This window comes from Aeromonas sp. R7-2 (genome assembly GCF_040908105.1).
Taxonomy (GTDB): Bacteria; Pseudomonadota; Gammaproteobacteria; order Enterobacterales; family Aeromonadaceae; genus Aeromonas; species Aeromonas caviae.
In genome coordinates, this window is record NZ_JBFODC010000023.1 from 14,076 (window position 1) to 40,178 (window position 26,103).

The window sequence follows — 26,103 nt, forward strand, 5'->3', positions numbered from 1 at the left end:
ATAAGAGCCATGACCGCCAGCCCGGCGGGCGCTGCCTGACTTGTCGCGGGTTCGTCAGGCCAGCAGCAGGGCTGCCCCCGTCAGCAGGGCGGCGAGGGGCAGAACGGGGAGCCGTGGCACCCGCAGCAGGTAGAAGCCGACGGCGGCCAGCGCCAGATCGGTGGGGGAGAGCACGGCGCTCTGCCACACCGGCTGATAGAGGGCCGCCAGCAGCAGCCCCACCACGGCGGCGTTGATGCCGGCCACGACCCCCGCCAGACGGGGGCGGGCCAGCCAGTGCTGCCAGCAGGGGCCCAGCGCCCAGAGCAGCAAGAAACCCGGCAGGAAGAGCGCCAGGGTCGCCAGCAGCGCCCCGATGAGGGGAGTGGCGGGCAGCAGCACGGCGCCCAGGTAGGTGGCCAGGGTGAACATGGGGCCGGGTACCAGCTGGGCCAGGCCGTAGCCGGTCAGGAACTGCTGCTCGCTCAGGTGGTGACCCAGGCTCTCCTGCAACAGGGGCAGCACCACGTGACCACCGCCAAACACCAGGCTGCCTGCCCGGTAAAAGTCGGCCAGCAACTGGCTGACGGGGCCGCTCGCCACCAGGGGCAGGCCGACGAACAGCAGGGCGAACAGCAGCAGGGTCGGCCAGTGAGGCTGGCGAGCAGGAGTGGACGCGAGGCCCTGACTCCCCGGGTGCGGCTCGCGCAAGGCACAGAGCAGGGCCGCGCCGAGCAGCATGGCGACCTGGGTCAGAAGACCGGGGGCGCACCAGAGGGCGGCGGCGGTGGCCACCATGACCCCCTGTTGCAGCGCCGTCTTGCAGAACTGGCGGCTCATGGTGAGCACGGCATCCGCCACCACGACGAGCGCCAGCAGCTTGAGGCCGTGCAGGGCGGCGTCCAGCCAGAGGTTGCCCGCAAGCTGACCCAGACCGACGGCGGCCGCCAGCAACAGCAGGAAGGAGGGGAGGGTAAAGCCGACGAAGGCGGCCAGGGCGCCGCCGATGCCGGCGCGGTGGCGGCCGATGGCAAAGCCGAGCTGGCTGGAGGCCGGACCCGGCAGCAGTTGGCACAGGGCCAGCAACTGGGCGAACTCCCCCTGGTTCAGCCAGCCCAGCCGCTGGACAAAGGTGCGCTGAAAATAGCCGATATGGGCGGCCGGCCCGCCAACACTGATGCATCCCAGCCACAAGAACTGCATGAATACCTGTCCCATCTTCCCCTCCTCGTCATCATCCTGGCCCGGATAATATGACAAAAAAGTGACAGTTTGGTGACGGTACTCCCTCCCGCGCTGCCTGCCATCAACAGGGGCTGGCGGGGGGGGCTGGTCGCCTCCGCCAGCTGACGAGAGGTGCCGGGATGACGCGCGGCAGCCTGCCGGTGAGGGTCAGGGGGCCGGTTGTGCCTGGGGCAGGTAGCATTGTCCCGCCAGCCAGCAGGCGATGGACTGGCGACTGGCATCGAAGTGAGGCTCGGGCAGATTGTGCGGGTCGCACCAGATCCAGCCCTCGCATTTTTCCGGCTCCAGCAGTTGCGGCTCCCCGTCCACCTCTGCCAGCAGGGTGACCGAGATGTAGTGCAGGCCGCTCTCGCGCCAGGTCTCCAGGTTGTTGGTGACGGCGATGACGCGAGGCTGGCGGATGACGAAGCCGGTCTCCTCCGCCACCTCCCGGATGGCTGCCGACTCGAAGGTCTCCCCCAATTCCAGATGACCGCCTGCGATGGACCAGTAGGGGGCATGGCTGCCCTTGCGCTTGCCAAGCAGTACCAGGCCCTGGCCATTGGTGAGAATGACGCCGACACCGACGCGGGGATAGGGGGTAGACATAGGGGAGGCTCCTTGCTGAGACGGCGGGGTGCGCCAGGGAAAACGGGCCCACCTTAGGGGGGATGGGCCCGTTGCGCAAGCCGCCTGTTCAAGGGCGATCGGATGCCGATTTTCCATCGCTTAAATGGATGGGTCTGGCGACATTCTATCTGTTAAATAGATGGGAAATGCCCTCGGATCAGGGCAGTCTGACCAGCATCTTGCCGGTATTGCGGCCCTGGAACAGTCCGATAAAGGCTTGCGGCATGCTGGCCAGCCCCTCGCTGACGGTCTCCTCGGCCTGGAGGGTGCCCGCCTCGAAGGCCGGCATGGCCTCGGCCAGGAACGCCCCGTAGTGCTGCCAGTGATCGGAGACCAGCAGCCCCTGCATCAGGATGCGCTTGCGGATCACCTGGGAGAGGTTGCGCGGGCCGCTGGCCTGGCCGTTGCTGTTGTACTGCTCGATGAGGCCGCACAGCACGATGCGCCCGTGCACCACCAGGTGGTTGAGGGCGGCATCCAGCATGGCGCCCCCCACGTTTTCGAAGTAGACGTGGATGCCCTCGGGGGCGAGGCGGGCCAGCTCGGCGTCGAGATCCGGGGTCTCCCGGTAGTTGATCACCGCATCGGCACCCAGGGTCTTGAGGTAGGCGACCTTGTCGGCCGAGCCGGTGGAGCCGATGACCCTGGCTCCCGCCTGCTTGGCGAGCTGGACCGCCATGGTGCCGACCGCCCCGGAGGCCGCCGAGACCAGCAGGGTTTCACCGGCCTTCAGGTGTGCCACCTTGTGCAGGCCCGCCCAGGCGGTCATGCCCGGCATGCCGAGGGCGCCGAGGAAGCGCTGGGGCGGCAGGGTGGTGTCGGGCAGGCGGGTGAGCTGGGCGGCGTTTGCCACGAAGGCATCCCGCCAGCCCAGCATGCTGCTCACCTTGTCCCCCACCTTGAAATCGGGATGGCGCGATGCCTGTACCGTGCCGATGGCGCCGCCGTCGAGGGGACCGTTGAGGGGGAAGGGAGGAACGTAGCTCTTGGCCTCGCTCATGCGGCCGCGCATGTAGGGGTCCACCGACAGCCACTGGTTGGCGACCTGTACCTCTCCCTCCTGCAGGGCGGGCAGGGGCACGTCCCGGAGGGCGAAGTCCTCCAGGGTGGGGAGACCGGTGGGGCGACGCAGCAGTTGGATTTGATGGCTGATGGCATTCATGGGCATTCTCCGGCAGTGGGGCCGCGCGTCGGGCGGCGGCCTGGTATTTTTGTTTGTGTGCAAACTAAAATCAGGGTAGTCCTGAACGCGGGGGCTGGCAACTGTTTTGTGTGCAAACTATTCAGCCCCGAAGTTGATGGGGTATACTGCCCCCCTTGTCGTCAGCGAGGTCCTCCATGAGCGAATTGAAAAAGCAGGTCTGTTTTGCCCTCTACAGCGCTTCCAATGCGGTGATGCGTGCCTATCGGCCGCTGCTGGACAAGCTGGATCTCACCTATACCCAGTACCTGGTGATGCTTTCGCTCTGGGCCCGGGACGAGGTCAGCCTCAAGGAGATAGGGCAGGAGACCGGACTGGATGCAGGCACCCTGACCCCCATCGTCAAGCGGCTGGAGAGCAAGGGGTGGCTGACCCGCACCGTCTCCCACGAGGATGAGCGGCAAAAGTGCATCAGCCTGACCGAGGCGGGACGCCAGTTGCAGCAGGAGGTCAGGGAGTGCTGTCTGGCGGACAGCTTGCGCAATCAGGTGGATCTGGCCGATGCTGAGTTGGCCCAGCTCAAGCAGCTTTGCGATCGCGTGGCGGCGCAGCTGGGGCGCTGATCCCTTTTCCCGTCAGGAGTGACCCGATGAAACCCATGCAATCCCTGCAATCCCTGCTTCCTCTGTTTGCCATCCTGCTGTGCGCCTGCGCCGATACCTCCTATCCCCGTTCCGAGCTGCAGATCGACGATGCCGATGCCTGGCAGGCCATCTGCAAGGACGGGGTCCGGGTGAGGGCGGTCACCGACGAGGGGATCTGTGCGGATCACCGCGGGGTGGCCATGTGGACAAATAAACCAAGGGCTGCACGGATGGCAGAAGAAGCGGCCAAGTAGTGTGACCTGTACGACATAAAATGACATGACCGGCCATGGGGCCGGTTTTTTTCGCGATCTTGCCAGCACTTTGGCACCTTGTTCATGGTGCACTCATTTTTCTCTTCCCATACTGGCCCTCAAGGTAGCAAACCAACAGGAGAGAGAGATGCAATCATCCATCGTCGGGCTCTCCATTCTGTGGGGGCTGGCCAGCTTTGGTGTTCAGGGGGATTTCATCGAGAGCCGTGATACCGCCTCCCCCTCCTGGCAGGCCGAGTCCAGAGTGGAGATGGAAGGGTACTTGATGGAGTCGTTGGGCGCCGATCGCTGGGTGTTCGACAACGGCAGCGAGAGCCTGGAAATCTCTCTGCCCAAAGGGCAGTGGGTGTCGACCGGTGAGCGGCTGCGGCTGCGCGGCGAACCCCTGCAGGAGCAGAGCGGCTGGTTGCTGCAGGTGCAGGACGTCAGCCAGGTCGAGGCATGACCAGGCGTCGCCACCTGGCGGCGCGATGGCGCCCGGGGGCTGTGTTGACCGCGAATGCCCTTGATAGCAGAGACAAGAAGAGGAGGCCCTGGCCTCCTCTTGCTTTTGGTGCTCCCCGGATGCGGGGGTCAGCCCAGGTGGTTGAGGGGCAGGGCGGTCTTGTGCTTGATGCGGCGCAGCACGAAGCTCGAACGCACCCCGGTCACGCCGGAGATGTGGGTCAGCTTGTCCAGCAGGAAGTGCTGGTAGTGCTCCATGTCCCGCACCACCACCTTGAGCTGGTAATCCGCATCGTTGCCGGTGATGAGGTCGCATTCCAGCACTTCGGGCAGATCCTTGACGGCGCGATCGAAGTTCTCGAACCGCTCCGGAGTGTGCCTGTCCATGGAAATGTGAATGTAGGCGGTGAGGGTCAGCCCCAGCTGGCGGGCATTGAGCAGGGTGACATGGGTATCGATGAGACCGGCATCCTCCAGCGCCTTGACCCGGCGCGAGCAGGGGGAGGGGGAGAGCCCGACCAGCTCGGCCAGCTCCAGGTTGCTGATGCGGCCATTTTCCTGCATCAGCTCCAGAATATGCCTGTCTATACGATCAAGTTTCAGCATTCTCCGTACCTCTTCGCAATTACTAATCCACTTTTCCTAGATTAAGGGTGAACTATTGCAAAAACAACTGAAAATACCTGCTACTTCACAACCACTCACCGCATCGCGGGGAGTACTATGATTACATCTTCCGGTGGCAAGACAGGCGCCCGACCAGGCACCTGTGGTGAAGGACCTTACCGGGTCAAGAGCCCCATCAGCCGTTCGACCTTATCGGGAAACAACGGGCTGGAACGAGAGCACCCCCTCCCCGAAGGCAACAAAGCAGGCATCCCGGCGCCTGCTTTGTTGTTTTTGCGTTCCGCCCGCTCAGGGGTGGGGCGGCCGGATGCGATAGAGGCAGCGGCTGTCCCCCTCTAGCAGATACTGCTCCCGCTCCACCTCGGCCGGCGCCAGCAACCGGCGAAACAGCGCCAGCTCGCTGCGGCAAAAGCCCCGACAGGCCCTGGCTGCACTGCAGATGGGGCAATGACTCTCCCACCACAGCCAGCTGCCGTCCTCCTCCTGCGACATGTCCGCCATATACCCCTCCTGGGTGCGCAGCGCCTTGAGCGTCATCAGCCTGTCTGCCAGCGCCGGCTGGGTCAGCCTGGATTCATAGCGTGCCTGCATCTGCTGCTCCCGCCGCGCGATGAGCTGCTCCATGCCCGCGTCGCCAAACACCTGCCGGATGTCGTCGATCAGCTGCAGGGTCAGATCGCCATGGGTGTCGGGGAAGCGTTGCCAGGCCTGGTCGGTGAGGTGCCACAGGCGCACCGGGCGACCACGGCCGCGGGCCTCGTCGCTAAACCCCACCCAGCCCTCGGACTCCAGGGCCATCAGGTGCTGGCGCGCCCCCATGGACGTCATCTGCAACTGGTCGCCGAGTTCGGCGGCGCTCTGGGGGCCGCGGGTTTTCAGCAGATAGAGGATCTTGTCGGTACTGGCGTTCATGGGGGCTCCGGTGGTGGGTATCGGTGCGGTGACCGCCTGGATGAGGTCATTATGGGTAGCAGGGAGATTTAAATCAACAATCTGCTTTACTTAATGGACGACCCCTCACAATATAAATAAACCAATAACTTTATTTAATGAGGCGAAGATGGAAGGGATCAAGGGACAGGCGACCCTCTGGGTATTGGTGATGACGGTGACGCTGGCGGTGGCGGGATTCAGCCTGCCTTCCCCCGTCCTGGCACCGCTGCTGCTGGATCCGGCCCAGGGCATGTTGACGCCACAGGCGTCGGACTGGAGCCGCAAGGTGTGGCTTGGCGTCATCATGGGGCTCTATCCGTTGTTTCAACTGCTGGGGGCCCCCTTGCTTGGCCGCCTCTCCGATCGCCATGGGCGCAAGCCGGTGCTGACCCTCTGTCTGGTGGGGGTGCTGGCGGGGTATGTGCTGATGGCCCTCGGCATCGCCTGGCGTTCCCTGCCGCTCTTGCTGCTGAGCCGGGTGGTGGAGGGCTTCTTCAACGGTGACATCGCCATCGTGCAGGCGATGGCGGCGGACATGAGCACGGCCAGGACCAAGGCCCGCAACTTCGCCCGCATCAACATCGGCATGAACCTGGGCTGGGTGGTGGGCCCCATGATCGGGGGCTATGCGGCCGTGGTCTCGGGGGATTACAGCCTGGCGGCCTGGCTGGCGGTGGGGATGACGGTGATCAACCTGCTGCTGGTGCTCTGGCTACTGCCCAATCGTCCCCCGGTGCCGGCGACCCGGGATGAGGCTCCCCTCTCGACCCGCCAACTGCTGCTGCAACCTCGTCTCCTGCCCTACTTTGCCCTGACCCTGGCAAGCTACGGGGCGGTGCAGCTCTACTTCACCTACTTCAATGTCTGGCTGGTGGAGCGGCTGGCATGGGATCCGGTGCAACTGGCCCAAGCCGCCGTGCTGGTGAGCGTGCCCATGATGCTGGGTTCCTGGATCGGTGAGCAGCTGGCACGGCACTGGCGCGGCAGCTCCCTTGGCATCGTCGGCCACCTGGTGATGGCGGCGGGCATGCTGATGTTCATCCTGCCGACCCAGTGGTGGGGGCTCGCGCTCACCTTCATCCCGGCCGGCATCGGCATGAGTCTGGGGGAGCTGGCCACCTCGGTGGCGGTCTCCAACCGCAGCCATGCCAGCCAGCAGGGGCAGGCGATGGGGCTCTACCGCGGTCTGGCTGTGGGCAGCGAGATCCTGGCGGTGGTGCTGGGCAGCCTGGTGCTGCTGGCGGGGACCGAGTGGCCCTTCTACCTGGCCGGCCTCTGCGGCGTGATCTGTGCCTTCGGTTTCTACGGATTGCGCAGACGGGCGGACAGGCGAAACATCGTGGCCGGGTGCGCCGAGGCGGGCTGACGAAGGGCGCGGGGATCACAGTTCGGCGACGGGATGGCGGGCCGGACTTGCATCGCGGCGCCGAGTCTGGGACGGTATGGCTCTCTGCTCCGCTGTTCCCGACCCCCCGGCGAGCGCGTCTCCCATCATGGGCCTTGCCATGCCCAGTCCGCATTCCCGGCAGTGAGATGTGTCGTCATGGCACTGGAAACGGGAGGGGATGGCGCCGCACCCGTCTCGACATTTTTGGAGGTGATATGAGTCGTTATCAGGCCATTGCATTGGACATGGACGGTACCCTGCTGAACCGGGATCACAAGGTCTCGTCCGCTACCCGGGCTGCCCTGGCCCAGGCCCGGGCCCACGACATCAAGGTGCTGCTGGTGACGGGTCGCCACTTCATGACGGCCCGTCCCTTCCACCACGAGCTGGCCCTCGACACCCCCATCATCTGCAGCAACGGCGCCTACCTCTATGATCCGGTGCAGGAGAGGATCCTCGCCGGGGATCCCCTGGCCGTGGCGCCTCTCACCACCCTGCTGGAGGAGGTGCAAGCCCAGCAGATGGGGGCGCTGTTCCACCTGGGGGACGGCATCGGCTACCTGGGCTGCGAGGAGCATGTGGGCCGGATGCGGCGCTGGTCGGCAACCCAGCCGGATCACCTCAAGGTCTCCCTGCTGCCCGCCGAGGATATCGAGTCCTGGTTGCAGTCCCCCATCTGGAAGCTGGAGTTGTTCAACCAGGATCCCGGCCGGTTGCACCGTTTCGTCGGGGAGGTGGTGGAGAGACTGCCCTTCACCCGTGACTGGGCGGCCCCCTATGCGGTGGAGCTGGTGCAGCCAGGTTGCAGCAAGGGCAACCGGCTGGCCCAGTGGGCGGCGAGGGAGGGGATCGCCATGGAGAACCTGGTGGCCTTTGGCGACAACAACAACGACATCAGCATGTTCGAGCAGGTGGGGCTGGCGGTGGCCATGGGCAATGCGGCGCCCCAGATCCAGGCCCATGCAGACCGGGTCACCGCGGATCACAACGAGGATGGCATCGCCCTGGCGTTGCAGCGCTGGGTCCTGCCGGCCTGAGGGGAAAAACAGTCTGCGGCATAAACAGAAAGGGGCCATGTCGGCCCCTTTTTGTCAGCTCCCGAAGGAGAACTGGATCACCCGATCCGGGAAGCGCAGCCGGTTGTAGTCCCGGTATACCCCTTCGTAGTGACGGATGGCGCGCTCGCGCTGGGCACGATAGTAGTCGCGCTGGCGGCTGTCGCTCTCGCCCCGGATCTGCTGATCCAACTGGTGGATGCTCCGCTCGGTGCGCTCCAGCTCCTGCTGCAATTCGCCGAGGCGCTGCTCCAGCAGGTACTCCTTGCGGCCGCGCTCGAACTGGGTGAGGAAGCTGGTGTCGTTGGGGCAGACCCCCAGGTATTCGCTCCCCTCCCGTCCCTTGCTGTAGGCAAGCTCGGGGATGCAATAGAGCTCCAGCCCCTTGGCGTAGCCGCGCTGCCACTCCGCCTCATCCACCTTGAGGCCGTACTCCCCGCAGGTCTTCTGATAGTCGCGGGTGGCGCTCCGGGTCTTGCCCTGCTCCCCGTCCTGATAGCCCTGGTTGTACCAGCTCATGGCACGGCACTCCTCCTCCGAGAGGGAACTGCACCCGGCGAGCAGGAAGGGAAGGGTCAACAACAGGATCTTGGGGGACATGAGAGGGCTCCGACAGCAAAGGGGGTGGGGCATTCTAGAAGAGGAGGCCCGTCCGGGACAAGCACCGGGCGAGGGGACCGTATCATGATGTTTTTATCAGTATTTTCAAGCCGTTGTAGACGGGCTTCCGGCAGCCTTTTCTTGCCGGGGGAGGCAGGGTAAACTGCGCCTACTTTTAACTGGCATGTAACATAAAAACAATGAAAGTCCTGACCGTCGATTATCGCTCCCCCGATGCGGCCGAGCGCTTCACCGAATCCCTGCGCACCACCGGCTTCGGAGTGCTGACTCACCACCCCATCCCGCAGGAGCTGGTGCAGTCCATCTATGACAACTGGTATCGCTTCTTCATGAGCGAACAGAAGCAGGATTTCCTGTTCAATCGCGAGACCCAGGACGGCTATTTCCCGCCCTCGGTGTCCGAGGTGGCCAAGGGCCACAGCCAGAAGGACATCAAGGAGTACTTCCACATCTATCCCTGGGGCCAGATGCCGGCAGAGCTGAAAGAGCAGGCGATGGAGTACTACCGCCTCGCCAACGATCTGGCCGCCGAGCTGCTGGGCTGGGTGGAGCAACACACCCCGGGCGACATCGCCGCCCACTACAGCTGCCCGCTCTCCTCCATGATCGAAGAGAGCCACAAGACCCTGCTTCGGGTGCTGCACTACCCGCCCTTCGACGGCACCGAGGAGCCGGGCGCCATCCGCGCCGCCGCCCATGAAGACATCAACCTGCTGACCATTCTGCCCGCCTCCAACGAGCCGGGCCTGCAGGTGAAAGGTTCAGACGGGGAGTGGATGGACGTGCCCTGCGATTTCGGCACCCTCATCATTAATATCGGTGACATGCTGCAGGAGGCCTCCCGCGGCTACTACCCCTCCACCACCCACAGGGTCATCAACCCGACCGGGGGCAGTGCCGCCAAGTCCCGCATCTCCTTGCCGCTCTTCCTGCATCCCCGTCCGGACGTGGTGCTCTCGGAGCGTCACACTGCCCACAGCTATCTGATGGAGCGGTTGCGGGAGCTGGGGGTCATCTAATCCCGCCAGACCCGGGCAGACAACAAACCGGAGCATCCCCGCTCCGGTTTTTATTTTGTGGCACGATTGGTTGGTTATCCGAATTTTATTGGTTAATGATGCTAAAAACTGAGTTTTATATCGGATATACGCCGAGTGATTGCGCGCCCGCGGGCGTACTCTGAGCGCCATTTCGGGCCTCGCTGGCAGGCCCTTCGCGTGGAGTTCTTATGAAGCAGTCCCAATGGTCATCCCGGCTCGGTTACATCCTGGCCGCCGCAGGTTCCGCGGTCGGTCTCGGCGCCATCTGGAAGTTCCCCTATGTCACCGCCGCCAACGGTGGCGGCGCCTTCCTGCTGGTCTTTCTGCTGTTCAGCTTCACCCTGGGGGTGGCGGTGCTGATGGGGGAGACCCTGATCGGTAGCCTGACCCGGCGCGGGGTGGTGGGCGCCTTTGGTGAACTGATGGGCAGGCGCTGGCGCTGGGTCGGTGCCATGGGCTTGCTGTGCAGCCTGCTCATCTTCTGTTTCTACAGCGTGGTGGGCGGCTGGACCCTGGGGTACACGGGCATGGCCCTGGCGGGGGAGCTGCAACAGGGGGACGGCGCGGCACTGACCGCCCGTTTCAACGACTACGTCGGTGATCCGCTCTGGCCGGTGCTGACCCACCTGCTGTTTGCCGGCTTGACCTGGTGGTTCGTGCGGGGCGGCGTGCAACAAGGGGTGGAGCGCACCCTGCGCTGGATGATGCCGGCCCTCTTCATCATGATCCTGCTGCTGGTGGCCTTCGGCCTCACCCTGCCGGGCGCCATGGCCGGGGTGCGCCACTTCCTGATGCCCGATTTCAGCAAGCTCGGCATGTCGGGTGTGCTGGACGCCATGGGGCTGGCCTTTTTCTCCCTCTCCATCGGCCTTGGCATCCACACCACCTATGGCGCCTACCTGCCTTCCAGCAAAGGGGTCGGTCGCTCCAGCCTCTGGGTGGTGCTGCTGGCGAGCGTCATCGCCGTGCTGGCGGGTCTGATGATCTTCCCGGTACTGGCGGCGACCGGCATTGATCCGGCCTCGGGCCCGGGCCTCACCTTCATGACCATGCCGGCGGTGTTCCAGCAACTGCCCTTCGGCCAGGGCCTGGCGGTGGTGTTCTTCTCCCTGCTGGTGGTGGCGGCGCTCTCCTCCTCCATCTCCCTGCTGGAGCACTTGCAGTGCTTCCTGTGCGAGAGCCTGGGCTGGTCCCGCCGCGCGGCGTGCAACCTGGTCATTGCCCTGGTGATGGCGGGGGGCATCCCGGTGAGTTTGTCGTTCGGTCCCTGGGCCTCCCTGACCCTGTTTGGCAAGAACATCTTCGAGTTGCTGGACTTCATCACCTCCAACCTGATGATGCCCCTGTTCGGGCTGGCCCTGACGCTGCTGCTGGGCTGGCGGCTCGGTCGCCAGGCGCTGCCCGAAGGGCTGGCTCCCCATTGGCGGGCCCTGCTGATGGGCTGCTGGCGCTGGCTGGCTCCCCTGCTCATTGGTGGCATTCTGGTGCGCGGCCTGATGTAGGGAGGCTTGGTCATCTCTGCCACTCCCCGGCCGGGCTGGCCGGAGAGTGGCGTGGCAGGATTGACTCTTTATAAAAATCTGTAAATTAAAAATAAATAGAGCAACAGTCTGTTGTTTTGACATTTTATTTTGATTAAATCTGTTTTTGGTTCTGTTTTAGACTATTTCCTGTCAACTTCTCTTGCCATGGTTTAGGCTGTGGCTCCTTTTTACCGTGCAGGCGTCGCCCTCCCATGTCACCCCTTATCGCTCTCTGTGGCCGATTTAGCCCCTTTCTGGAGAGGTGACCTTGCAGGTGTCGTTTGTCTGACTGTTCATTGCAAAGGTCGCCCTCAGGCGGCCTTTTTTGTTGCGGCGCACACCGCGTCTAGCCATGGAGTATCGAACTGATGTTGTCTTGCCCGGAGGTTGTATGAGCCAGGTTCAGTGGTCTTCCCGTATTGGTCATGTGCTGGCGGCCGCCGGCTCGGCGATCGGCCTTGGTGCCATCTGGAAGTTTCCCTATGTGACAGCCACCAACGGGGGCGGTGCCTTCCTGCTGGTGTTCCTGCTCTTCAGCTTCACCCTGGGGGTCGCGGTGCTGGTGGGGGAGACCCTGCTCGGCAGCCGCAGCCAGCGCGGCGTGCTCGGCGCCTTCCACAAGCTGGTGGGGCCGAACTGGCGCTGGATGGGTTACATGGGGATCCTGTGTGGCTTCTTCATCTACAGCTTCTACAGCGTGGTGGGGGGCTGGACCGTGGGCTATGCGGCCCTGGCCGTGGGCGGCGAGCTCAACCTGAGTGAGGCGAGCACCCTCACCGCACTCTTTACCGGTTATGTGAGCGATCCCCTCTGGCCGGCCCTCACCCATCTCGTCTTCGCCGGGCTCACCTGGTGGTTCGTGCAGGGAGGGCTGCAACAAGGGGTGGAGCGGGCGCTGCGCTGGATGATGCCGGCCCTGTTCGTGATGATGCTGCTCCTGGTGGTGACCGGGCTCTCCATGCCGGGGGCCATGGCCGGGGTACGCCAGTTCCTGATGCCCGACTTTTCCCACCTGACGGGGCAGGGGGTGCTCGACGCCCTGGGGCTGGCGTTCTTCTCCCTCTCCATTGGCCTCGGGGTACACACCACCTATGGCGCCTACCTGCCGAGCAGTGACGGGGCGCTGCGCTCCGGGGTCTGGGTGGTCACCCTGGCGAGCTGCATCTCGGTGCTGGCGGGGCTGATGATCTTCCCGGTGCTGGCCTCCACCGGCATCGATCCTGCCGCCGGCCCCGGCCTCACCTTCATGACCATGCCGGCGGTGTTCAACCACCTGCCGTTCGGTCAGGGGCTGGCGGTGATCTTCTTCCTGCTGCTGCTGGTGGCGGCGCTCTCCTCCTCCATCTCCATGCTGGAGCACCTGGTGCGCTTCACCACCGAGGAGTGGGGCTGGTCGCGCCGCAATGCCTGCCGGGTCCTGACCCTGCTCATCATGGCCTGCGGCATTCCGGTCAGTCTGTCGTTCGGGCCCTGGGCTGACTACACCCTGTTTGGCAAGACCCTGTTCGATCTGCTGGATTACCTCACCTCCAACCTGATGATGCCCCTGTTCGGTCTGGTGCTGACCCTGCTGCTTGGCTGGAAGCTGGGGGACAGTATTGTGCCTGCGGATCTCTCGCCGCTGATGCGTAGTGCGCTGCTCTGGTGCTGGCGGCTGGTCGCCCCCCTGCTGATCGCGGGGATCCTGGTGCGGGGCTTGTTGTAACGCACCTGCCAGGGCGGCATGCACCGCCCTGGATGGCTATAGGCCCTGATGGGGACCGAGGGGCGGCAGTTTGGGGGCCAGGTGGGATCTCACCTGTTGCAGGGTCTCCCGATAGGCGTTCCCATGGTGTTCCAGGAAGGCGGCACTGTGGTTGAGACGCTGCTCCAGCCTGTCCACCAGACGGGCCACCGCCGGGGCCGCCATGCCGGCGGGCCAGCACTGGGTCAGCAATACCAGCAGTTGCCAGGCATCCCCCGCCTGGGCCGGGAATCGCTCCTGCAGGGTCAGAGCACTCTGCACGGCGAGCTGGAGCTGACCCGTGGTCATGGCCCGTTGCCGCTCCTCGCGCAGCTGGGTCAGCTGCTGCTCCCGCTGCGCCAGTTGCCGCGCCAGATCGTCGACCACCTGCAAAATGAGTCCCTGCAACAGCGGGGTCTGTGCCACCGGCCCCTGATATTGGCCGAGCTGGGCCAGATAACGCTGGGCATGGTGGGGAAGCCCGCAGAACTGGCTGACGGCCACCCCGAGCAACTGGTTGAGGTGATTGTCCCGCGCCGCCTCCGGCGGGTGCTTGGCCAGCAGCATCAAGGCGTCATCGAATCGATAATCCAGACCCAGCATCAGGGCGCGCAGCAGCCCCTCCTCGTGGGCCCGCAGGGTCACGGCCTGCTGGCCGAGCTCCTCCAGGGCCTGCTGCAGCTCATGAACTCTGGCCTCTCCCGGTGGATGCCAGAGCACCGCCAGGGTCGCATCCAGCAGGCAGCGTTCGACGGAGTGGCGAAACGTCTGTTTGGGGAAGTAGCGCAGGATGAAATCGCTGGCCTGCGCCAGCACCTGACCTTCATCCCCTCGCAGCAAGGCCAGCAAAATGGCCACCTGGCGCCACTGCGGCTGCCAGGGGCAGCGTTGCAGCAAGCCTGACAAGGTTTCCCAGGCCGGATCCCACTGCGCCTCGTGCAGTTGGCAGGCGAGAACCAGCGCCTGATGGATGACGGGGGGCAGTCGCTCCCGGTTGCGGGCCAGATCCTTGTGGGCACTCTCCACCCGGTTCAGCCCGAGCAGGGCCTGGTTCAGCCCCTGGCGTGGCCACCAGGCATCGTACTCCGTGGTGCAGATGGCGTAGTGCTGGGCGGCCTGCACCCGTTCCCCGGCTTGCAGCAGCATGTAGCCCTTTACCCTGTCCATCTGTGCTTCCAGCCCCTTGTGGCTGGCGTGCCGGTAAAGCAGATCCTCGCACTGGGCGCAGGCGCTGCGCCACTCCCTGAGCGCCATGGGGGTGGCCAGGGGGCGGGTCACCGTGGTCAGTGCCAGCAGCGCTTGCAGGCTGTGCGCCAGCTGCTCCGTGGTGAAGGGCACGGCCAGACGCAGGGCGAAATAGAGGTCGGAGGGGGGGAACTGGCCGGTGTCCTCGTCCTGCTCCAGCAGCAGGAGCACGCAGCCGGGCGCGAGCAGGCCCAGGTGGTGTGCTTCATGCAGCAGCCTGACTCCCTCGTGGGCCTGGTGGTGATACTGGCGGCAAAGAATGGCATCGAAGGCGTGCTGGCGCAGCAGGGCGGGCAGGCTTGCAATCTCTTTGCAGTGGAACAGCTCGGTGGGGGGCAGCCCCAGATCACTCAGTCCCTGGGTGAGGGTCGAGCCCATCATGGCATCGTCTTCGATGAGGAGGATCTGCATCTTTGACGCTCCTTCGCCGGTCGGGGGTGGCGAGGTTGGATTCAAAGTTAGCCTCCACTCTCCCGCGAGAGCCAGAGGGGGTCAATACCCCACCTGGGTCAGGAATGGCTCAGTGCCAGCCTTGGGCGGGGCAAAGAAAGCATCACTGAAGGCCGGGCCCCCTGGCCGAGAAGGGGCAGTCCCGCTGGGGGACACGCAGCTCCCCGGCTCCCGACTCTCCCTGCCAGGCGAGCTCGAGCTGGCCCAGGCGCCCGAGGCGGCGCAGCTCGAACTCGTAGCGCAGGCAGGGGTTGTCGGTGGGCAGCTGTGTCATTCCGGCGGGCAGCCGGTAGTCGTAGCGCAGCAGGGGGCCATCTTGCAGCCGGCTTTGCACGGGCACCAGTCCCTCCGCCGTCGGTGCGGGGGCCTTGAGATAGCGGCGCAGCGCCACCGGGGCGTCGATGGCTTTTTGATAGTGAAGGCCGTTCATGGCTGCCAACTCCTCCTCCAGCCGCGTCAGCTCCCCCTCCAGTCCGCTCAGGGCGGCGCCGAGCTGTTGATGGGCCGGGGAGGCGCAGCCTCCCAGCAGCAGGGTCGTGATCAGCAGGGCGGGACGGACGGCAGACATGAAGGTTCCTCGGGTGCCAGGGTCAATGACTATAGCAGGGGATTGGTGGGCGGCGTGCCCCTCAGCAGCCCGGCGAGGCGCTCCAGCCCTTCGGCGACGCGGGCGTCGGTGGCGGGCTGGCTCAGGCTGAGGCGTACTCCCTGCGGGGCGGCAAACTGGCCGGCGGCGAAGTGTTCTCCGCTGGCGACCCCCACGTCAAGGGCGTTGGCGGCCTCCGCAAACTCCTGGCTGCGCCAGGGCTCGGGCAGCGGCAGCCAGGCGTGCATGGACCCCGCCTGCCAGCGCGCTCCCGGCAGCAGGTGGCGCAGTAGCTCACCCCGGCGCGCCAGGATTTTTCGCTGGTGTTCGATGAGCGGCATGATTTGGCGCTGGCTCACCAGCTTGCAGGCCAGTTCGATGAGCAGCGGACTCACCATCCAGCTCGACAGCCGCATCGCCTGGGCGAAGCCGCTGCGAAGGGCGGGAGGGGACAACACGAAGCCGACCCGCAGGCCGCCGCAGGCGATCTTGGCGAGACTGCCAAGGTAGATGACCCGCTCCGGTGCCAGGTTGACCAGGGGAGGGATCGCACTTTCGGGCAGCAGGCCGTTGACGTCATCCTCGACGATCAGCAGATCGTGGCGACGGGCGATGGCGACGATGGCGTCGCGCCGCGCCAGGCTCATGGTGGCCGTGGTGGGGTTTTGCAGGGTGGGGGTGAGGTAGAGCAGCTTGGCCCGGCGGGTACGGCACGCGGCATCCAGCGCCTCCGGCAGCAGTCCCTCCTCATCCATCGCCAGTCCCACCACCTGATTCTTGAGCTGGCGTGCATTGCCCAGCATGCCGGGGTAGCTCAGGCCCTCGCAAAACAGGGTCTCTCCCACGCAGCCGGTGGCCAGCAGGGCCAGCATGATGCCGTGCTGGGCCCCATGGCTGAATAGCAGGCGATCTTCGCTCGCCGTGATGCCCTGCTCGGCGAGCCAGTCGACGAACAGCTGGCGTTGTGCGGGGCGTCCGGCCTCCTTGTCATAGCCGAGCAGGCCGTTGAGATCCCCCTGCGCCAGCTCGGTGAGCAGGGGCCTGATGATGGCGCCCCTGTCCAGCTGGACCGGGAGGTTCTGCCACAGCTCGATGCGCTGGCTGTCTTCATTGCGGATCACCCATTCGTTGGCGGGATCCGCCGCTCCCCTGACCCAGGTGCCGTGCCCGACCCGGGCCGCCAGCAGGCCCCGTCGCTCCGCCTCGGTGTAGGCGCGGGTGACGGTGCCCACGGTGACCCCCAGCTTATCTGCCAGGGCCCTGTGGGTCGGCAGCCGGGTCTCGGGTGAGAGGATGCCGGTGGCGATGGCCTGCTCGATGGCCTTGACCAGTTTGAGGTAGAGGGGCCCCTCGAAAGGGGTGAGGTCGGGCGTCCAGATTGTCATGGTGACAATAAATCCATTGATCCAAGATTGTCCGCAATATAGCGTGATTATCAGTCTTTAAACAACCAACAAGCACACATTGTATCGGTACAATGTGGCGAGAAAGGAGTCTCCCCATGACCATCGAATGGTATGCCACCCTGTTTGGCTTCGCCCTGCTCACCTGCGGCACGCCAGGGCCGAACAACCTGATGTTGACGGCGTCCGGCGCCAACTTCGGCGTGCGGCGCACCCTGCCCCATCTCATCGGGGTGGCGGTGGGCCAGCCTGTGTTGCAACTGGTGCTGGCGCTCGGCTTTTATCCGCTGTTCGAGCGCTGGCCCCTGCTCAAGCTGAGCCTGCAGGTGCTGGGCAGCCTTTACCTGCTGTGGCTGGCGTGGCGCATCGCGGTGGCAGGCGCCCCCGGAGATCCCGCCAGCCGTGCCCGCCCCTTGACCCTGCTTGAAGGGCTGGGCTTCCAGTTCCTCAATCCCAAGGCGTGGATGATGGGGATCTCGGCCATCAGTCTGTTCAGCCTGCCGGGGAGCGACTACTGGCCGAGTATGTGGGGCATCATGAGTGTCTTCCCCATGGCGGGGTTCCCGGTCTGCTTCGCCTGGGTGATGTTTGGCCATCAGCTCAGCCGCTGGATCAACTCGGACAAGGGGTGGCGTCGTCTCAACGGCAGCCTGGGTGCCTTGACCGCCCTGTGCGTGGTGATGCTCTGGTATTAACAGCGTCTTGATTATTCATGCAAAGAAAATGCATTGCTGACCTTGTCGTCAGGGCGTCGGCTCTGCATATTAGGAGGCTTGCCGTATCTGAACGAGGTTGAGATGGATCTGAACTGGTTGCTCCCCCTGGCGGGCTTTGCCCTTATCACCTGTGGCACGCCGGGCCCCAACAACATGCTGCTCACCAGTGCCGGGGCCGCCCAGGGGTTTCGCCGCTCCGTGCCTCTGCTGGTGGGGGTGGTGGGGGGCATCAACCTGATGATCCTGGCCACGGCCCTGGGGCTTGGGGTGGTGTTCGAGCGTCTGCCCCTGCTGCACGACGGCCTCAAGCTGGTGGGGTCGGCCTACCTGCTCTGGCTGGCCTGGAAGGTGGCCAACGCCAGTGGCCCGGCGGAGGGGAACCGGCCGCTCATCCCGGCCCATCAGGGGGCCATGCTGCAACTGCTCAATCCCAAAGCCTGGATGATGGCGCTCTCCGCCATCAGCGGCTTCACCCTGGCGGGGGAGGCTTACTGGCCGTCCGCGGGCTGGGTGCTCGGCATTTTCTTCGTGACCGGCCTCTATACCGGTGCCTTCTGGGTGCTGTTCGGTGCCCAGGTGCGCCGCCTCATCCGCACCGCCACCGGCTGGCGTCGTTTCAATCTGGGCATGGGGCTCGCCACGGCGGCCTGCGTGCTGATGATCTGGGTTTAGGCCTCGGCCTGAGCCTTTACCGGCTGTCTTGTTGGCCCTTCGGGGCCTTTTTTATTGCCGGGGCGGTGCGATCAAACGCGCCCCCTGAGGGATTGCAGCATTGGTTTGCACCATCGGGTTACATAAGGAGATCCCATGAAATGTATCGGTCTGCTGGGTGGCATGAGCTGGGAGTCCACCGTCAGCTATTACCAGGCCCTCAACCGGGGGGTACGCGAGCGGCTCGGCGGTCTGCACTCGGCGCGGGTGCTGCTGAGCAGCGTGGATTTTGCCGGGATAGAGCGGTTGCAGCACGCCGGTGACTGGCCCGCCACCGCCCGTCTGCTGGCAGCCGAGGCCAGGGCCATCCAGGCCGGTGGCGCCGATTTTCTGCTGATCGGGACCAACACCATGCACAAGGTGGCGCCGGAGATCGAGGCCGCCATCGACATTCCCCTGCTCCACATCGCCGATGCCACGGCCCATCGCCTCCAGGCCGACGGGGTGACCCGGGTAGGCTTGCTCGGCACCCGCTTCACCATGGAGCAGGATTTCTACAAGGGGCGGCTCCAGGAGCGCTTCGGGCTGGAGGTGCTGGTGCCTGATGACGCTGCACGGGAGCGGGTGCACCGCATCATCTATGACGAGCTCTGCCTCGGCGATATTCGCGAGTCGTCTCAGGCCGAGTATCTGGCCATCATCGCCGATCTGGCACAGGCCGGTGCCCAGGCGGTGATCCTGGGTTGCACCGAAATCGCCCTGCTGGTGGGGGCGTGCCAGGCCGCCGTGCCTCTCTATGACACCACCGCCATCCACGCCGAAGCCGCGGTGGCGCTGGCCCTTGCCTGATGTGGTGCGGGCGGGGTGAGGGGCGCCCCTCTCGGCGCCCGCCTGTTTTTTCCTCCTTTCATAACTGTGAGTCAGCCTTCATTTCAGCAGGGCTGAAGCCGTTTTTATTGTCAATCGGCTCACATTTCCTCTTTTTGTCTCTTGAGTCCGGGGCGTCAGACGCCTAGTTTTCGATCACTGAAACGATTCAGCTTTCACAAAAACAAGAGACACGAGGATAAATCCATGTTGAAGAAACTCTCCATTGCCGTGCTGCTCGCCCTGGGCGCCACTGCGGGTCACGCCGCCGAATTTCTGCTGACCGACTCCCAGCAAGGGCTGGATGTGGGGGACTGGAAGATCACCAGCGAGAAGCTCGGCATCAAGAGTCCGGTTCCCTTCACCATCGAGAAGAAACGCCTGCACGGCGGCCGCCAGGAAGGGGTGGATCTGCTCATCGTCGACAACGGCGTCATGAAGATCACCCTGGTGCCGACCCGCGGCATGGGGATCAAGGAGGTCAAGGCGGCGGATCTGCGCCTAGGCTGGGATTCACCGGTCAAGGAGGTGGTCAACCCCGCCTTCATCGATCTCGAGAGCCGTGGCGGTCTCGGCTGGCTCGACGGCTTCAACGAGATGCTGGTGCGCTGCGGCTACGAGTGGACGGGTCATCCTGGGGTGGATGACGACGGCCGCCTCAAGAGCCTGCATGGCCGGGTGCAGAACATTCCCGCCTCCGTGGTCAGCGTGACAGTGGACGAAGAGCCGCCCTATGCCATCCACGTGCTGGGCCGGGTGGACGAGCGCACCTTCAAGATGAGCGAACTGGTCACCTGGACCCAGCTGAGCGTGGTGCCCGGTCAGGCGGAGTTTGCCCTGCAGGACAAGCTGACCAACCACGCGGACTACGAGAACGAGTACCAGATCATCTATCACGGCAACTTCGGGGCCCCCATTCTGGAGGAGGGAGCCAGGGTGAGCACGCCGGTGAAGCAGATCTCCCCGTTCAATGACTACGCCAAGGCCGGACTCAAGGGCTGGCAAACCTATCTGGGGCCCACCAAGGGCTTCGACGAGATGGTGTTCAACCTGGTGCCCTACAGCGACGCCGACGGCAATACCCTGGCAGTGCTGAACAACCGGGCCGGCAACGCCGGAGTGGCGGTGGGCTACAACACCCGACAGCTGCCGGTGCTGACCCTGTGGAAGAACACCGACACCCGGGCCCAGGGCTATGTGACCGGCATCGAACCCGGTACCAGCTATGCCTACAGCACCAAGTACCAGCGCCCGCTCGGGCTGGTCCCCAAGATCCAGCCGGGGGAGACCAAGACCTTCGATCTGACCTATCGCCTGCTGCAAAATGCCGACGAGGTGAAGCAGGCCCTGGCCCAGGTGGAGAAGATCCAGGACGGTCGGGCCACCGAGCTGCGCGAGCAACCCCTGGTCAAGCTGCCATAAGGGAGAGACGCCCAGCAAAAAGCCGCTCCATGAGCGGCTTTTTCATATCAGGCCCGTCGATCAGACGTGGCTGTACATGGCTTCTATCTCGCGCTGGTACTTGGCCTCGATGATCTTGCGGCGCAGCTTCATGGTGGGGGTGATCTCCCCGAGCTCCATGGAGAAGGCGCTCGGCAGCAGAGTGAACTTCTTCACCTGCTCGAACTTGGCCAGCTCTTTTTGCAGATCCTGAATGCGGGCTTCGAAGAACTCCATCACCCGGGAGTGGCGCAGCAGCTCGGTCTTGCACTGGTACTGCAGGTTGATGGAGCGGGCGTACTCCTCCAGGGACTCGAAGCAGGGCACGATGAGCGCCGACACGAAGTGGCGGGCATCGGCGACGATGGCAATCTGCTCGATGAAGCGATCCTTGCCGAGGGTCCCCTCGACCAGTTGCGGCGCCACGTACTTGCCGTTGGAGGTCTTCATCAGCTCCTTCAAGCGCTCGGTGAAGTAGATGTTGCCCTCGTCATCCAGCTCGCCTGCATCGCCGGTGCGCAGGAAGCCATCCTCGGTCATCACCTCGGCGGTGGCCTCCGGCTTGTTGTAGTAGCCACGCATCACGGTGGGGGCGCGCACCAGCAGTTCGTTGTTCTCGCCGAGTCTCACCTCGATGCCGTTTAGCGCCGTGCCGATGGAGCCCAGCCTGAACTGGGTGTCTTCATAGCAGCAGACGGTGGCGGTGGTCTCGGTCATGCCGTAGCCGTACTTGAGGTTGAGCCCCATGGCCTGGAAGAAGAGATTCACCTCGTCCGCGAGACGGGCGCCCGCCACCGGCAGGAAGCGGGTGCGACCGCCGAAACGGGCGCGCAGCTTGCGAAACACCAGGCGCTCGGCAAGCCAGAGCTGGCCATAGAGCAGGGGAGAGGCGGACTTGCCCGCCTGACGGGTGGCGACCATCTGCTTGCCCACCCGGGTGGCCCAGCCGAACAGGGCGCGGCGCAGGCGCGGCGCCTGGGCGACCTTGGCCTGGATCATGGCGTAGGCCTTCTCGTAGAGGCGGGGTACGGCGCACATCACGGTGGGCTTCACCTCGCCGATGACATCCATCACCTTCTGCGGGTCGCGAATGTAGACGTTCTCGGCGCCGCAATAGAGCACGTAGTAGCTCCAGGCGCGCTCGAACACATGGCTCAGCGGCAGCATGCAGAGGGAGACATCCTGCTCGCTGAGGTCGAGGCGAGCGTCATGCATCTCGAAGCAGGCGGCCATGTTGGCGAAATCGAGCATGACCCCCTTGGGTTCGCCCGTGGTGCCCGAGGTGTAGATGAGGGTCAGCAGGTCGTCCATGCGGTAGTGGCGCTCGCGCTCGCGCAGCACCAGCTCGCTGGGTTGGTGGTTGCCGGAGACGAGGAAGGTCTGGAAGTGGCTGGCCGAGGCGCAGCCGCGCAGATCGACGGTGCCGTCCAGGGCGACGATGTGGCTTATCTCGCCGCTGTCGATGAGGTGCAGCGCCTGATCGAACTGGGGCTGCTCCCCCACGAACAGCATCCTGATGCCGGCATCCTTGACGATGTAGCGCAGCTGATCGAGGGTGCTGGTGGGGTAGATGGGCACGCTGACGCCGCGGGCGGCCAGGATGCCGAGGTCGGCCTGGGTCCACTCGGGCATGTTGCGGGCATAGATGCCGACCATCTCGCCGGACTGGTGGCCCGCCCGGATCAGGCCCTGGGCGCAATAATCCATGGCCTGACCCAGGGTTCGCCAGCCGATGGCGCGCCACTGGCCATCCTGCTGGACGCGCAGGGCGGCCTTGTTGCCAAGGCGGGCAATACGCTCACGCATCACTCTAACCAGATGAAACTGCGACATCTCACGCATCCTCAAGTAACAGTTGTGCGCCCGCAGGGGCACCAAAATCGGGGCTGGAGTTTAAACTCTAACATTACAGCTTACAAGTGTGCGCCATTTGTCCTGGATCACAAAGTCGTCAACCAGATGAGAGTGAGGCATGATAGGGGGCAGGGATCGGATTCATTCAGGGAGTTGCACCATGAATATCGGGATCAAGAGCCTGTTCACCGGCGTGTTGCTGCTGTTGGCGGGGGCTGGCGCCCTCTGGTATTTGCTGGGGGGCGCGGGGGAGCAGGATAATCCCTGGCTGAGTGGCGCCGAGGGCTATGAGCAGGCGCAGCGGCTGGCGCTGAGGGAAGGATACCCCTTGCTCTACGTGATCGAGCGCGCCAAGTGCCGACGCTGCAAGGCGCTGAATACCAGGCTGTGGCGTGCCCCCGAGATGCAATCCGCCCTGGCGAAGTTGGTGAAGGTGCGACTCAACCCGGATGCGGGGGATGGCAGCGAGCACATTCTGCGCCGCTTCCCCCAGGTTGCGACGGCCCCTGGCATCTATGTCCAGCGACCGGGTGAGCCGCTTCGCCCCATCAAGATCGCGGTGGATATCGAACAGATCTGGATGCCCGGCGTCACCTATGGTCGCGGCTTCTTCATGCCCCTCTCGGGAGCCGCCTTCGAGGCCGTGCTGAGGGTGACCCTGAGCCTGGAAGACCCCTCCATCGACAACGCGCCCCTGCCCTGAGGGGGGAAGCGAAGCGGGGGAGTCAGGGAGGTCAGAGGGGGGCGCCCGCTGACGGCGGTCTGCTGCGGGTTGTCAGCCGAAGTCGAACAGACGGGACATCAGCACGGCATCCTCCCTCTCCTGCCCGGTGCCATAGTAGTCGGCGCGGCGGCAATATTCGGCAAACCCCTCGCTCTCGTAGAGGTTGATGGCGGTGCGGTTGCCGGCCCTGACCTCCAGGAACCAGGCCTCGGCCTTGCCGGCCTTGCTGCGGGCCAGGTACTCCCTGAGCAGCGCCCGCCCCAGCCCCTTGCCCTGAAAATCGGGATGCACGCAGATGTTCATCAGGGAGCTGTCTCCCGCCACCAGATCCGAGATGTAGAAACCGGCCGGTCGTCCGTCCACCAGCATCAGGCCGTTGAGATAGCGCGGCCCGAAGCAGGAGAGCAGGTTGGCCTGGCTCCAGGGCTCCTGGTGGGCGGCCTGCTCGATGGGGTAGATGGCTTCGAAGTCCGATTCGAGCAGGGGGCGAAAGTGGGGCAAGAGGTCAGACATGGTCACTCCGGACGGGATTCAGGCTTGCGATGGACACCATGGCCGTGCCATGGTCGTGAGCATCAAGGGGTGTGGCGCTGCCGGCACTGCTGCCAGAGGGCGCGCTTGTGCGCCCCATCGGGCTTGAGCGGGCAGACCAGGGCATCGGGCCAGCGAGGGTCCGGCGCCGTCAGCCAGAGCAGGGGCGAAGTGGCCCCCGCGGGCAGGGAAGGCATCTCGGACAGCAGGGAGACCTCGTCTGTGCCAAGGCCGAGCCAGCGGCAGATGTCCCCGAGCAGGGAGGGCGCGGGCAGCGTCTCGGCCAGCAGCCAGAGCTTGCCGGTCGGCAGAGGGGCAGTCTCCTGCGGGGCCAGCACCTCGTCGGCGGGCGTGTTTGCCGGCTGCGCGGCGCCGTCGGGGCTGGTGCCTCCCGCCAGGAGTCGGCCTCTTTGTTGCCAGAGGGGGATGCCCATGCGGGCCAGGATGCGCTGGCGCAGCGGGTCCAGCAGGGGATCTTGCATGGCGAAGGCTCACTCTTGATCTGCGTTGGGGTAAATAATGATGCGCAGAGTACACTCTCGCGGGATTTGCTGCACCCCGGACGTGCGCTTTTCGCCCTGTGGCGATGGCAAACGAGCGCCTCCCCGGGGGCAGAGATGACAGACAATGAGAGTGGAGCGGGGCCAGAGGCCGGACCCCGTCACCACGGATGACCTATCAGCTTCGGAACTGTGCCTATGCCGCCTTTAGCCCAGAATACTGTTCGTGCCACCCCCATTCATGAGCGCCTGCCACGGCTCCTTTCCGCCCTTGGCGAGGGACTGTATGAGCGCCAGGATGCCCTGCGGCTCGGCCTGCTGGCGGCCCTGAGTGGCGAGAGCGTCTTTCTGCTGGGCCCCCCGGGCATCGCCAAGAGCCTGATCGCGCGGCGCCTCAAGCTGGCGTTTCAGGATGCCCGCCATTTCGAATACCTGATGACCCGTTTCAGTACGCCGGAGGAGGTGTTCGGCCCCCTCTCCATCCAGGCGCTCAAGGAGGATGGCAAGTACCTGCGGTTGACCAGCGGCTACCTGCCGGAGGCCGAGGTGGTCTTCCTCGACGAGATCTGGAAGGCGGGCCCCGCCATCCTCAACACCCTGCTCACCGCCATCAACGAGCGGCAGTTTCGCAACGGCGACAGCCAGCACCCCATTCCCATGCGGCTGCTGGTCACCGCCTCGAACGAGCTGCCGGCCCCGGACAGCGGGCTGGAGGCGCTCTACGACCGCATGCTGGTGCGGGTCTGGATGGACAGGGTGCAGGAGAAATCCAACTTCCAGGCCATGCTGGCGAGCGATGGCCAGTCCCATCAGAACCTGACCCCCTCGGTGCAGATTCGGGGGGAAGAGTACGACGCCTGGCAGGATGCCATCGAGCAGGTGCGCCTGCCGGACGCCTGTTTCGAACTCATCTACCAGCTGCGCCAGCAGCTCGACAGTCTACTCGGGCACGGCTGCTATGTCTCGGATCGGCGCTGGAAGAAGGCGGTGCGGCTCATCAAGGCGAGCGCCTTCTTCAATGGCCGCGACGAGGTGGCTCCCCTGGATCTGCTGCTGTTCAAGGATTGCCTCTGGCACGACGAGGCTTCCCGCACCGCGCTGCTGGAGATGATCGGCGAGTTTTCCCGCCTCTACGGTTACCAGCAACTGGCGCTGACCCGGGAGCTGCTCTCCCTGCGCGAGCAGTTCAAGCAGTTGCAGGGGGCGGTCGCCCTGCGCATCGGCTGCAAGGCTGTCAAGCGCAAGCAGTGGTTCGGCCGCCGCGCCCGCGGCACCGAACTGCCGCTGGCCAACGCCAGGCCGTTCGGCAAGCTGGTGCACTTCCAGCTGCTCACCCCGGCGCCCCTGGATGGCAGTGATCCCGAACGCCTTACCGGCACCCTCACCTTCGATCGCACCTTGCTCTCTCACTGGCACCCCACCGGGGAGGCGCTGGTGGGCTGGCCTCTCGGCAACCCCAAGGAGGGGCACTACGAGCTGGTGCTGGACGAGCAGTTGCGGCTGCACGTGCTGGATATCCAGCGCCAGCCCGTGCCACTGATGCTGGTGGAGCGCACCCCCATCCCCGAGGTGGTGATGGCCCCCTGGCTGTCGGCCCTGGACGACCTGACGGGCCAGGTGAACCGGGTGCTGCAAAATCTCAAGGGTCAGCGCAACCTGTTCGACCGTCACCAGCCCCATCTGTTCGTGGGGGACAACTGGTTGCGTCAGGTGGAGGACAGCTTCTTCGTGCTGAGCCGGGACCTGGAGCGGCTGGGGGCCGAGCTGCAGCAGTGGCGGGATCGTCTGCCTCTTCTCGATGCACAGGGGTGACGTCGCGTCTGACGTGGGGTTGGTGAAATAAACAGGATGAAAAACGTGTTAAGTCAGCATGATATTCCATCACATCTC

The 26,103-nt window shown here is 64.8% G+C and carries 26 protein-coding genes; 14 read left to right on the forward strand and 12 right to left on the reverse strand.

The window, feature by feature from the left end:
* Positions 1–54: 54 nt before the first annotated feature.
* From chrA to AB5Y47_RS09235, 3 genes are all read right to left on the reverse strand, one after another.
* Positions 55–1,197 (reverse strand): chromate efflux transporter, encoded by a 1,143-nt coding sequence (chrA, locus tag AB5Y47_RS09225; RefSeq protein WP_368220171.1) that lies wholly within the window; start codon positions 1,195–1,197, stop codon positions 55–57.
* 174 nt (positions 1,198–1,371) lie between these two features.
* Positions 1,372–1,812, reverse strand: coding sequence for an NUDIX hydrolase (locus tag AB5Y47_RS09230; protein WP_368220172.1), 441 nt, complete (start codon positions 1,810–1,812; stop codon positions 1,372–1,374).
* A gap of 178 nt (positions 1,813–1,990) precedes the next feature.
* Complete coding sequence (locus AB5Y47_RS09235; RefSeq protein ID WP_049635933.1) at positions 1,991–2,995, reverse strand: NADP-dependent oxidoreductase; 1,005 nt, start codon at positions 2,993–2,995, stop codon at positions 1,991–1,993.
* A 176-nt stretch (positions 2,996–3,171) separates the two neighbouring features.
* On the opposite strand from AB5Y47_RS09235, the gene AB5Y47_RS09240 reads away from it, so the two are divergent.
* The 3 genes from AB5Y47_RS09240 to AB5Y47_RS09250 all read left to right on the forward strand — a co-directional run bounded on the left by AB5Y47_RS09240 (position 3,172) and on the right by AB5Y47_RS09250 (position 4,338).
* Positions 3,172–3,597 carry a MarR family winged helix-turn-helix transcriptional regulator gene (locus AB5Y47_RS09240; RefSeq protein ID WP_029313694.1) on the forward strand — a complete coding sequence of 142 codons (426 nt, stop codon included), beginning with the start codon at positions 3,172–3,174 and terminating at the stop codon, positions 3,595–3,597.
* 44 nt (positions 3,598–3,641) lie between these two features.
* A complete protein-coding gene (locus AB5Y47_RS09245; RefSeq protein WP_029313696.1) occupies positions 3,642–3,872 on the forward strand; it encodes a hypothetical protein in 231 nt (76 codons plus the stop codon).
* 148 nt (positions 3,873–4,020) lie between these two features.
* Positions 4,021–4,338, forward strand: coding sequence for a hypothetical protein (locus AB5Y47_RS09250; protein WP_041211026.1), 318 nt, complete (start codon positions 4,021–4,023; stop codon positions 4,336–4,338).
* A gap of 128 nt (positions 4,339–4,466) precedes the next feature.
* Here AB5Y47_RS09250 and AB5Y47_RS09255 read toward each other — a convergent pair whose 3' ends face one another.
* Together AB5Y47_RS09255 and AB5Y47_RS09260 are read right to left on the reverse strand one after the other, a co-directional pair.
* Entirely contained in the window at positions 4,467–4,943 is a 477-nt protein-coding gene (locus AB5Y47_RS09255) for an Lrp/AsnC family transcriptional regulator (RefSeq protein WP_010672894.1), read from the reverse strand.
* 309 nt (positions 4,944–5,252) lie between these two features.
* Positions 5,253–5,876, reverse strand: coding sequence for a metalloregulator ArsR/SmtB family transcription factor (locus AB5Y47_RS09260; protein ID WP_045523377.1), 624 nt, complete (start codon positions 5,874–5,876; stop codon positions 5,253–5,255).
* A gap of 148 nt (positions 5,877–6,024) precedes the next feature.
* Here AB5Y47_RS09260 and AB5Y47_RS09265 point away from each other — a divergent pair, with 148 nt between their 5' ends.
* Together AB5Y47_RS09265 and AB5Y47_RS09270 are read left to right on the forward strand one after the other, a co-directional pair.
* Positions 6,025–7,263, forward strand: a complete 1,239-nt coding sequence (locus AB5Y47_RS09265; protein ID WP_323938080.1) for an MFS transporter — start codon at positions 6,025–6,027, stop codon at positions 7,261–7,263.
* 236 nt (positions 7,264–7,499) lie between these two features.
* Positions 7,500–8,321 carry a Cof-type HAD-IIB family hydrolase gene (locus AB5Y47_RS09270; RefSeq protein ID WP_368220173.1) on the forward strand — a complete coding sequence of 274 codons (822 nt, stop codon included), beginning with the start codon at positions 7,500–7,502 and terminating at the stop codon, positions 8,319–8,321.
* A 54-nt stretch (positions 8,322–8,375) separates the two neighbouring features.
* Here the strand turns inward: AB5Y47_RS09270 and AB5Y47_RS09275 are convergent, their stop codons facing one another.
* Positions 8,376–8,939, reverse strand: coding sequence for a DUF2799 domain-containing protein (locus AB5Y47_RS09275; RefSeq protein ID WP_010672898.1), 564 nt, complete (start codon positions 8,937–8,939; stop codon positions 8,376–8,378).
* A 200-nt stretch (positions 8,940–9,139) separates the two neighbouring features.
* Between AB5Y47_RS09275 and AB5Y47_RS09280 the strand changes: the two genes are divergently transcribed.
* The 3 genes from AB5Y47_RS09280 to AB5Y47_RS09290 all read left to right on the forward strand — a co-directional run bounded on the left by AB5Y47_RS09280 (position 9,140) and on the right by AB5Y47_RS09290 (position 13,228).
* Positions 9,140–9,979 (forward strand): isopenicillin N synthase family dioxygenase, encoded by an 840-nt coding sequence (locus AB5Y47_RS09280; RefSeq protein WP_368220174.1) that lies wholly within the window; start codon positions 9,140–9,142, stop codon positions 9,977–9,979.
* Between the two features lie 209 nt (positions 9,980–10,188).
* A complete protein-coding gene (locus tag AB5Y47_RS09285; RefSeq protein ID WP_368220175.1) occupies positions 10,189–11,502 on the forward strand; it encodes a sodium-dependent transporter in 1,314 nt (437 codons plus the stop codon).
* A 412-nt stretch (positions 11,503–11,914) separates the two neighbouring features.
* Positions 11,915–13,228, forward strand: a complete 1,314-nt coding sequence (locus AB5Y47_RS09290) for a sodium-dependent transporter (protein WP_045523383.1) — start codon at positions 11,915–11,917, stop codon at positions 13,226–13,228.
* Positions 13,229–13,264: 36 nt separating this feature from the next.
* Here AB5Y47_RS09290 and AB5Y47_RS09295 read toward each other — a convergent pair whose 3' ends face one another.
* From AB5Y47_RS09295 to AB5Y47_RS09305, 3 genes are all read right to left on the reverse strand, one after another.
* On the reverse strand, positions 13,265–14,902 hold the full coding sequence (locus AB5Y47_RS09295) for a hypothetical protein (RefSeq protein WP_045523385.1): 1,638 nt from the start codon (positions 14,900–14,902) through the stop codon (positions 13,265–13,267).
* 142 nt (positions 14,903–15,044) lie between these two features.
* Positions 15,045–15,509 carry a hypothetical protein gene (locus tag AB5Y47_RS09300; protein WP_045523387.1) on the reverse strand — a complete coding sequence of 155 codons (465 nt, stop codon included), beginning with the start codon at positions 15,507–15,509 and terminating at the stop codon, positions 15,045–15,047.
* A gap of 29 nt (positions 15,510–15,538) precedes the next feature.
* The gene (locus AB5Y47_RS09305) at positions 15,539–16,912 is read right to left on the reverse strand and encodes a PLP-dependent aminotransferase family protein (RefSeq protein ID WP_223931760.1); all 1,374 of its coding nucleotides are present in this window, start codon (positions 16,910–16,912) and stop codon (positions 15,539–15,541) included.
* A gap of 116 nt (positions 16,913–17,028) precedes the next feature.
* Here AB5Y47_RS09305 and AB5Y47_RS09310 point away from each other — a divergent pair, with 116 nt between their 5' ends.
* The 4 genes from AB5Y47_RS09310 (at position 17,029) to AB5Y47_RS09325 (ending at position 20,586) form a co-directional block, all read left to right on the forward strand.
* A complete protein-coding gene (locus AB5Y47_RS09310; protein WP_039039402.1) occupies positions 17,029–17,625 on the forward strand; it encodes a LysE family translocator in 597 nt (198 codons plus the stop codon).
* 102 nt (positions 17,626–17,727) lie between these two features.
* The gene (locus AB5Y47_RS09315) at positions 17,728–18,318 is read left to right on the forward strand and encodes a LysE family translocator (protein ID WP_010672906.1); all 591 of its coding nucleotides are present in this window, start codon (positions 17,728–17,730) and stop codon (positions 18,316–18,318) included.
* A gap of 135 nt (positions 18,319–18,453) precedes the next feature.
* Positions 18,454–19,146 (forward strand): aspartate/glutamate racemase family protein, encoded by a 693-nt coding sequence (locus AB5Y47_RS09320; RefSeq protein ID WP_103260802.1) that lies wholly within the window; start codon positions 18,454–18,456, stop codon positions 19,144–19,146.
* Positions 19,147–19,371: 225 nt separating this feature from the next.
* Positions 19,372–20,586, forward strand: a complete 1,215-nt coding sequence (locus AB5Y47_RS09325; RefSeq protein WP_134997176.1) for an aldose 1-epimerase family protein — start codon at positions 19,372–19,374, stop codon at positions 20,584–20,586.
* A 60-nt stretch (positions 20,587–20,646) separates the two neighbouring features.
* On the opposite strand, the gene AB5Y47_RS09330 is transcribed toward AB5Y47_RS09325, so the two are convergent.
* Positions 20,647–22,437, reverse strand: a complete 1,791-nt coding sequence (locus tag AB5Y47_RS09330; protein ID WP_368220176.1) for a long-chain fatty acid--CoA ligase — start codon at positions 22,435–22,437, stop codon at positions 20,647–20,649.
* Between the two features lie 181 nt (positions 22,438–22,618).
* On the opposite strand from AB5Y47_RS09330, the gene AB5Y47_RS09335 reads away from it, so the two are divergent.
* On the forward strand, positions 22,619–23,161 hold the full coding sequence (locus tag AB5Y47_RS09335; protein WP_039039406.1) for a hypothetical protein: 543 nt from the start codon (positions 22,619–22,621) through the stop codon (positions 23,159–23,161).
* 72 nt (positions 23,162–23,233) lie between these two features.
* Here the strand turns inward: AB5Y47_RS09335 and rimI are convergent, their stop codons facing one another.
* On the reverse strand, positions 23,234–23,683 hold the full coding sequence (rimI, locus tag AB5Y47_RS09340; protein WP_029313700.1) for a ribosomal protein S18-alanine N-acetyltransferase: 450 nt from the start codon (positions 23,681–23,683) through the stop codon (positions 23,234–23,236).
* A gap of 74 nt (positions 23,684–23,757) precedes the next feature.
* A complete protein-coding gene (locus tag AB5Y47_RS09345) occupies positions 23,758–24,195 on the reverse strand; it encodes a DNA polymerase III subunit psi (protein ID WP_049635924.1) in 438 nt (145 codons plus the stop codon).
* A 216-nt stretch (positions 24,196–24,411) separates the two neighbouring features.
* On the opposite strand from AB5Y47_RS09345, the gene AB5Y47_RS09350 reads away from it, so the two are divergent.
* The gene (locus AB5Y47_RS09350; RefSeq protein WP_368220177.1) at positions 24,412–26,025 is read left to right on the forward strand and encodes an ATPase RavA domain-containing protein; all 1,614 of its coding nucleotides are present in this window, start codon (positions 24,412–24,414) and stop codon (positions 26,023–26,025) included.
* The last annotated feature ends 78 nt before the right edge of the window (positions 26,026–26,103 follow it).

Excerpts from the sequence above, each read along its gene's own strand:
- chrA (WP_368220171.1), bottom strand. The coding sequence starts at position 1,197 with ATGGGACAGGTATTCATGCAGTTCTTGTGGCTGGGATGCATCAGTGTT.
- AB5Y47_RS09230 (WP_368220172.1), bottom strand. The coding sequence starts at position 1,812 with ATGTCTACCCCCTATCCCCGCGTCGGTGTCGGCGTCATTCTCACCAAT.
- AB5Y47_RS09235 (WP_049635933.1), bottom strand. The coding sequence starts at position 2,995 with ATGAATGCCATCAGCCATCAAATCCAACTGCTGCGTCGCCCCACCGGT.
- AB5Y47_RS09240 (WP_029313694.1), top strand. The coding sequence starts at position 3,172 with ATGAGCGAATTGAAAAAGCAGGTCTGTTTTGCCCTCTACAGCGCTTCC.
- AB5Y47_RS09250 (WP_041211026.1), top strand. The coding sequence starts at position 4,021 with ATGCAATCATCCATCGTCGGGCTCTCCATTCTGTGGGGGCTGGCCAGC.
- AB5Y47_RS09255 (WP_010672894.1), bottom strand. The coding sequence starts at position 4,943 with ATGCTGAAACTTGATCGTATAGACAGGCATATTCTGGAGCTGATGCAG.
- AB5Y47_RS09260 (WP_045523377.1), bottom strand. The coding sequence starts at position 5,876 with ATGAACGCCAGTACCGACAAGATCCTCTATCTGCTGAAAACCCGCGGC.
- AB5Y47_RS09265 (WP_323938080.1), top strand. The coding sequence starts at position 6,025 with ATGGAAGGGATCAAGGGACAGGCGACCCTCTGGGTATTGGTGATGACG.
- AB5Y47_RS09270 (WP_368220173.1), top strand. The coding sequence starts at position 7,500 with ATGAGTCGTTATCAGGCCATTGCATTGGACATGGACGGTACCCTGCTG.
- AB5Y47_RS09275 (WP_010672898.1), bottom strand. The coding sequence starts at position 8,939 with ATGTCCCCCAAGATCCTGTTGTTGACCCTTCCCTTCCTGCTCGCCGGG.
- AB5Y47_RS09280 (WP_368220174.1), top strand. The coding sequence starts at position 9,140 with ATGAAAGTCCTGACCGTCGATTATCGCTCCCCCGATGCGGCCGAGCGC.
- AB5Y47_RS09285 (WP_368220175.1), top strand. The coding sequence starts at position 10,189 with ATGAAGCAGTCCCAATGGTCATCCCGGCTCGGTTACATCCTGGCCGCC.
- AB5Y47_RS09290 (WP_045523383.1), top strand. The coding sequence starts at position 11,915 with ATGAGCCAGGTTCAGTGGTCTTCCCGTATTGGTCATGTGCTGGCGGCC.
- AB5Y47_RS09295 (WP_045523385.1), bottom strand. The coding sequence starts at position 14,902 with ATGCAGATCCTCCTCATCGAAGACGATGCCATGATGGGCTCGACCCTC.
- AB5Y47_RS09300 (WP_045523387.1), bottom strand. The coding sequence starts at position 15,509 with ATGTCTGCCGTCCGTCCCGCCCTGCTGATCACGACCCTGCTGCTGGGA.
- AB5Y47_RS09305 (WP_223931760.1), bottom strand. The coding sequence starts at position 16,912 with ATGACAATCTGGACGCCCGACCTCACCCCTTTCGAGGGGCCCCTCTAC.
- AB5Y47_RS09310 (WP_039039402.1), top strand. The coding sequence starts at position 17,029 with ATGACCATCGAATGGTATGCCACCCTGTTTGGCTTCGCCCTGCTCACC.
- AB5Y47_RS09315 (WP_010672906.1), top strand. The coding sequence starts at position 17,728 with ATGGATCTGAACTGGTTGCTCCCCCTGGCGGGCTTTGCCCTTATCACC.
- AB5Y47_RS09320 (WP_103260802.1), top strand. The coding sequence starts at position 18,454 with ATGAAATGTATCGGTCTGCTGGGTGGCATGAGCTGGGAGTCCACCGTC.
- AB5Y47_RS09325 (WP_134997176.1), top strand. The coding sequence starts at position 19,372 with ATGTTGAAGAAACTCTCCATTGCCGTGCTGCTCGCCCTGGGCGCCACT.
- AB5Y47_RS09330 (WP_368220176.1), bottom strand. The coding sequence starts at position 22,437 with ATGTCGCAGTTTCATCTGGTTAGAGTGATGCGTGAGCGTATTGCCCGC.
- AB5Y47_RS09335 (WP_039039406.1), top strand. The coding sequence starts at position 22,619 with ATGAATATCGGGATCAAGAGCCTGTTCACCGGCGTGTTGCTGCTGTTG.
- AB5Y47_RS09345 (WP_049635924.1), bottom strand. The coding sequence starts at position 24,195 with ATGCAAGATCCCCTGCTGGACCCGCTGCGCCAGCGCATCCTGGCCCGC.
- AB5Y47_RS09350 (WP_368220177.1), top strand. The coding sequence starts at position 24,412 with ATGCCGCCTTTAGCCCAGAATACTGTTCGTGCCACCCCCATTCATGAG.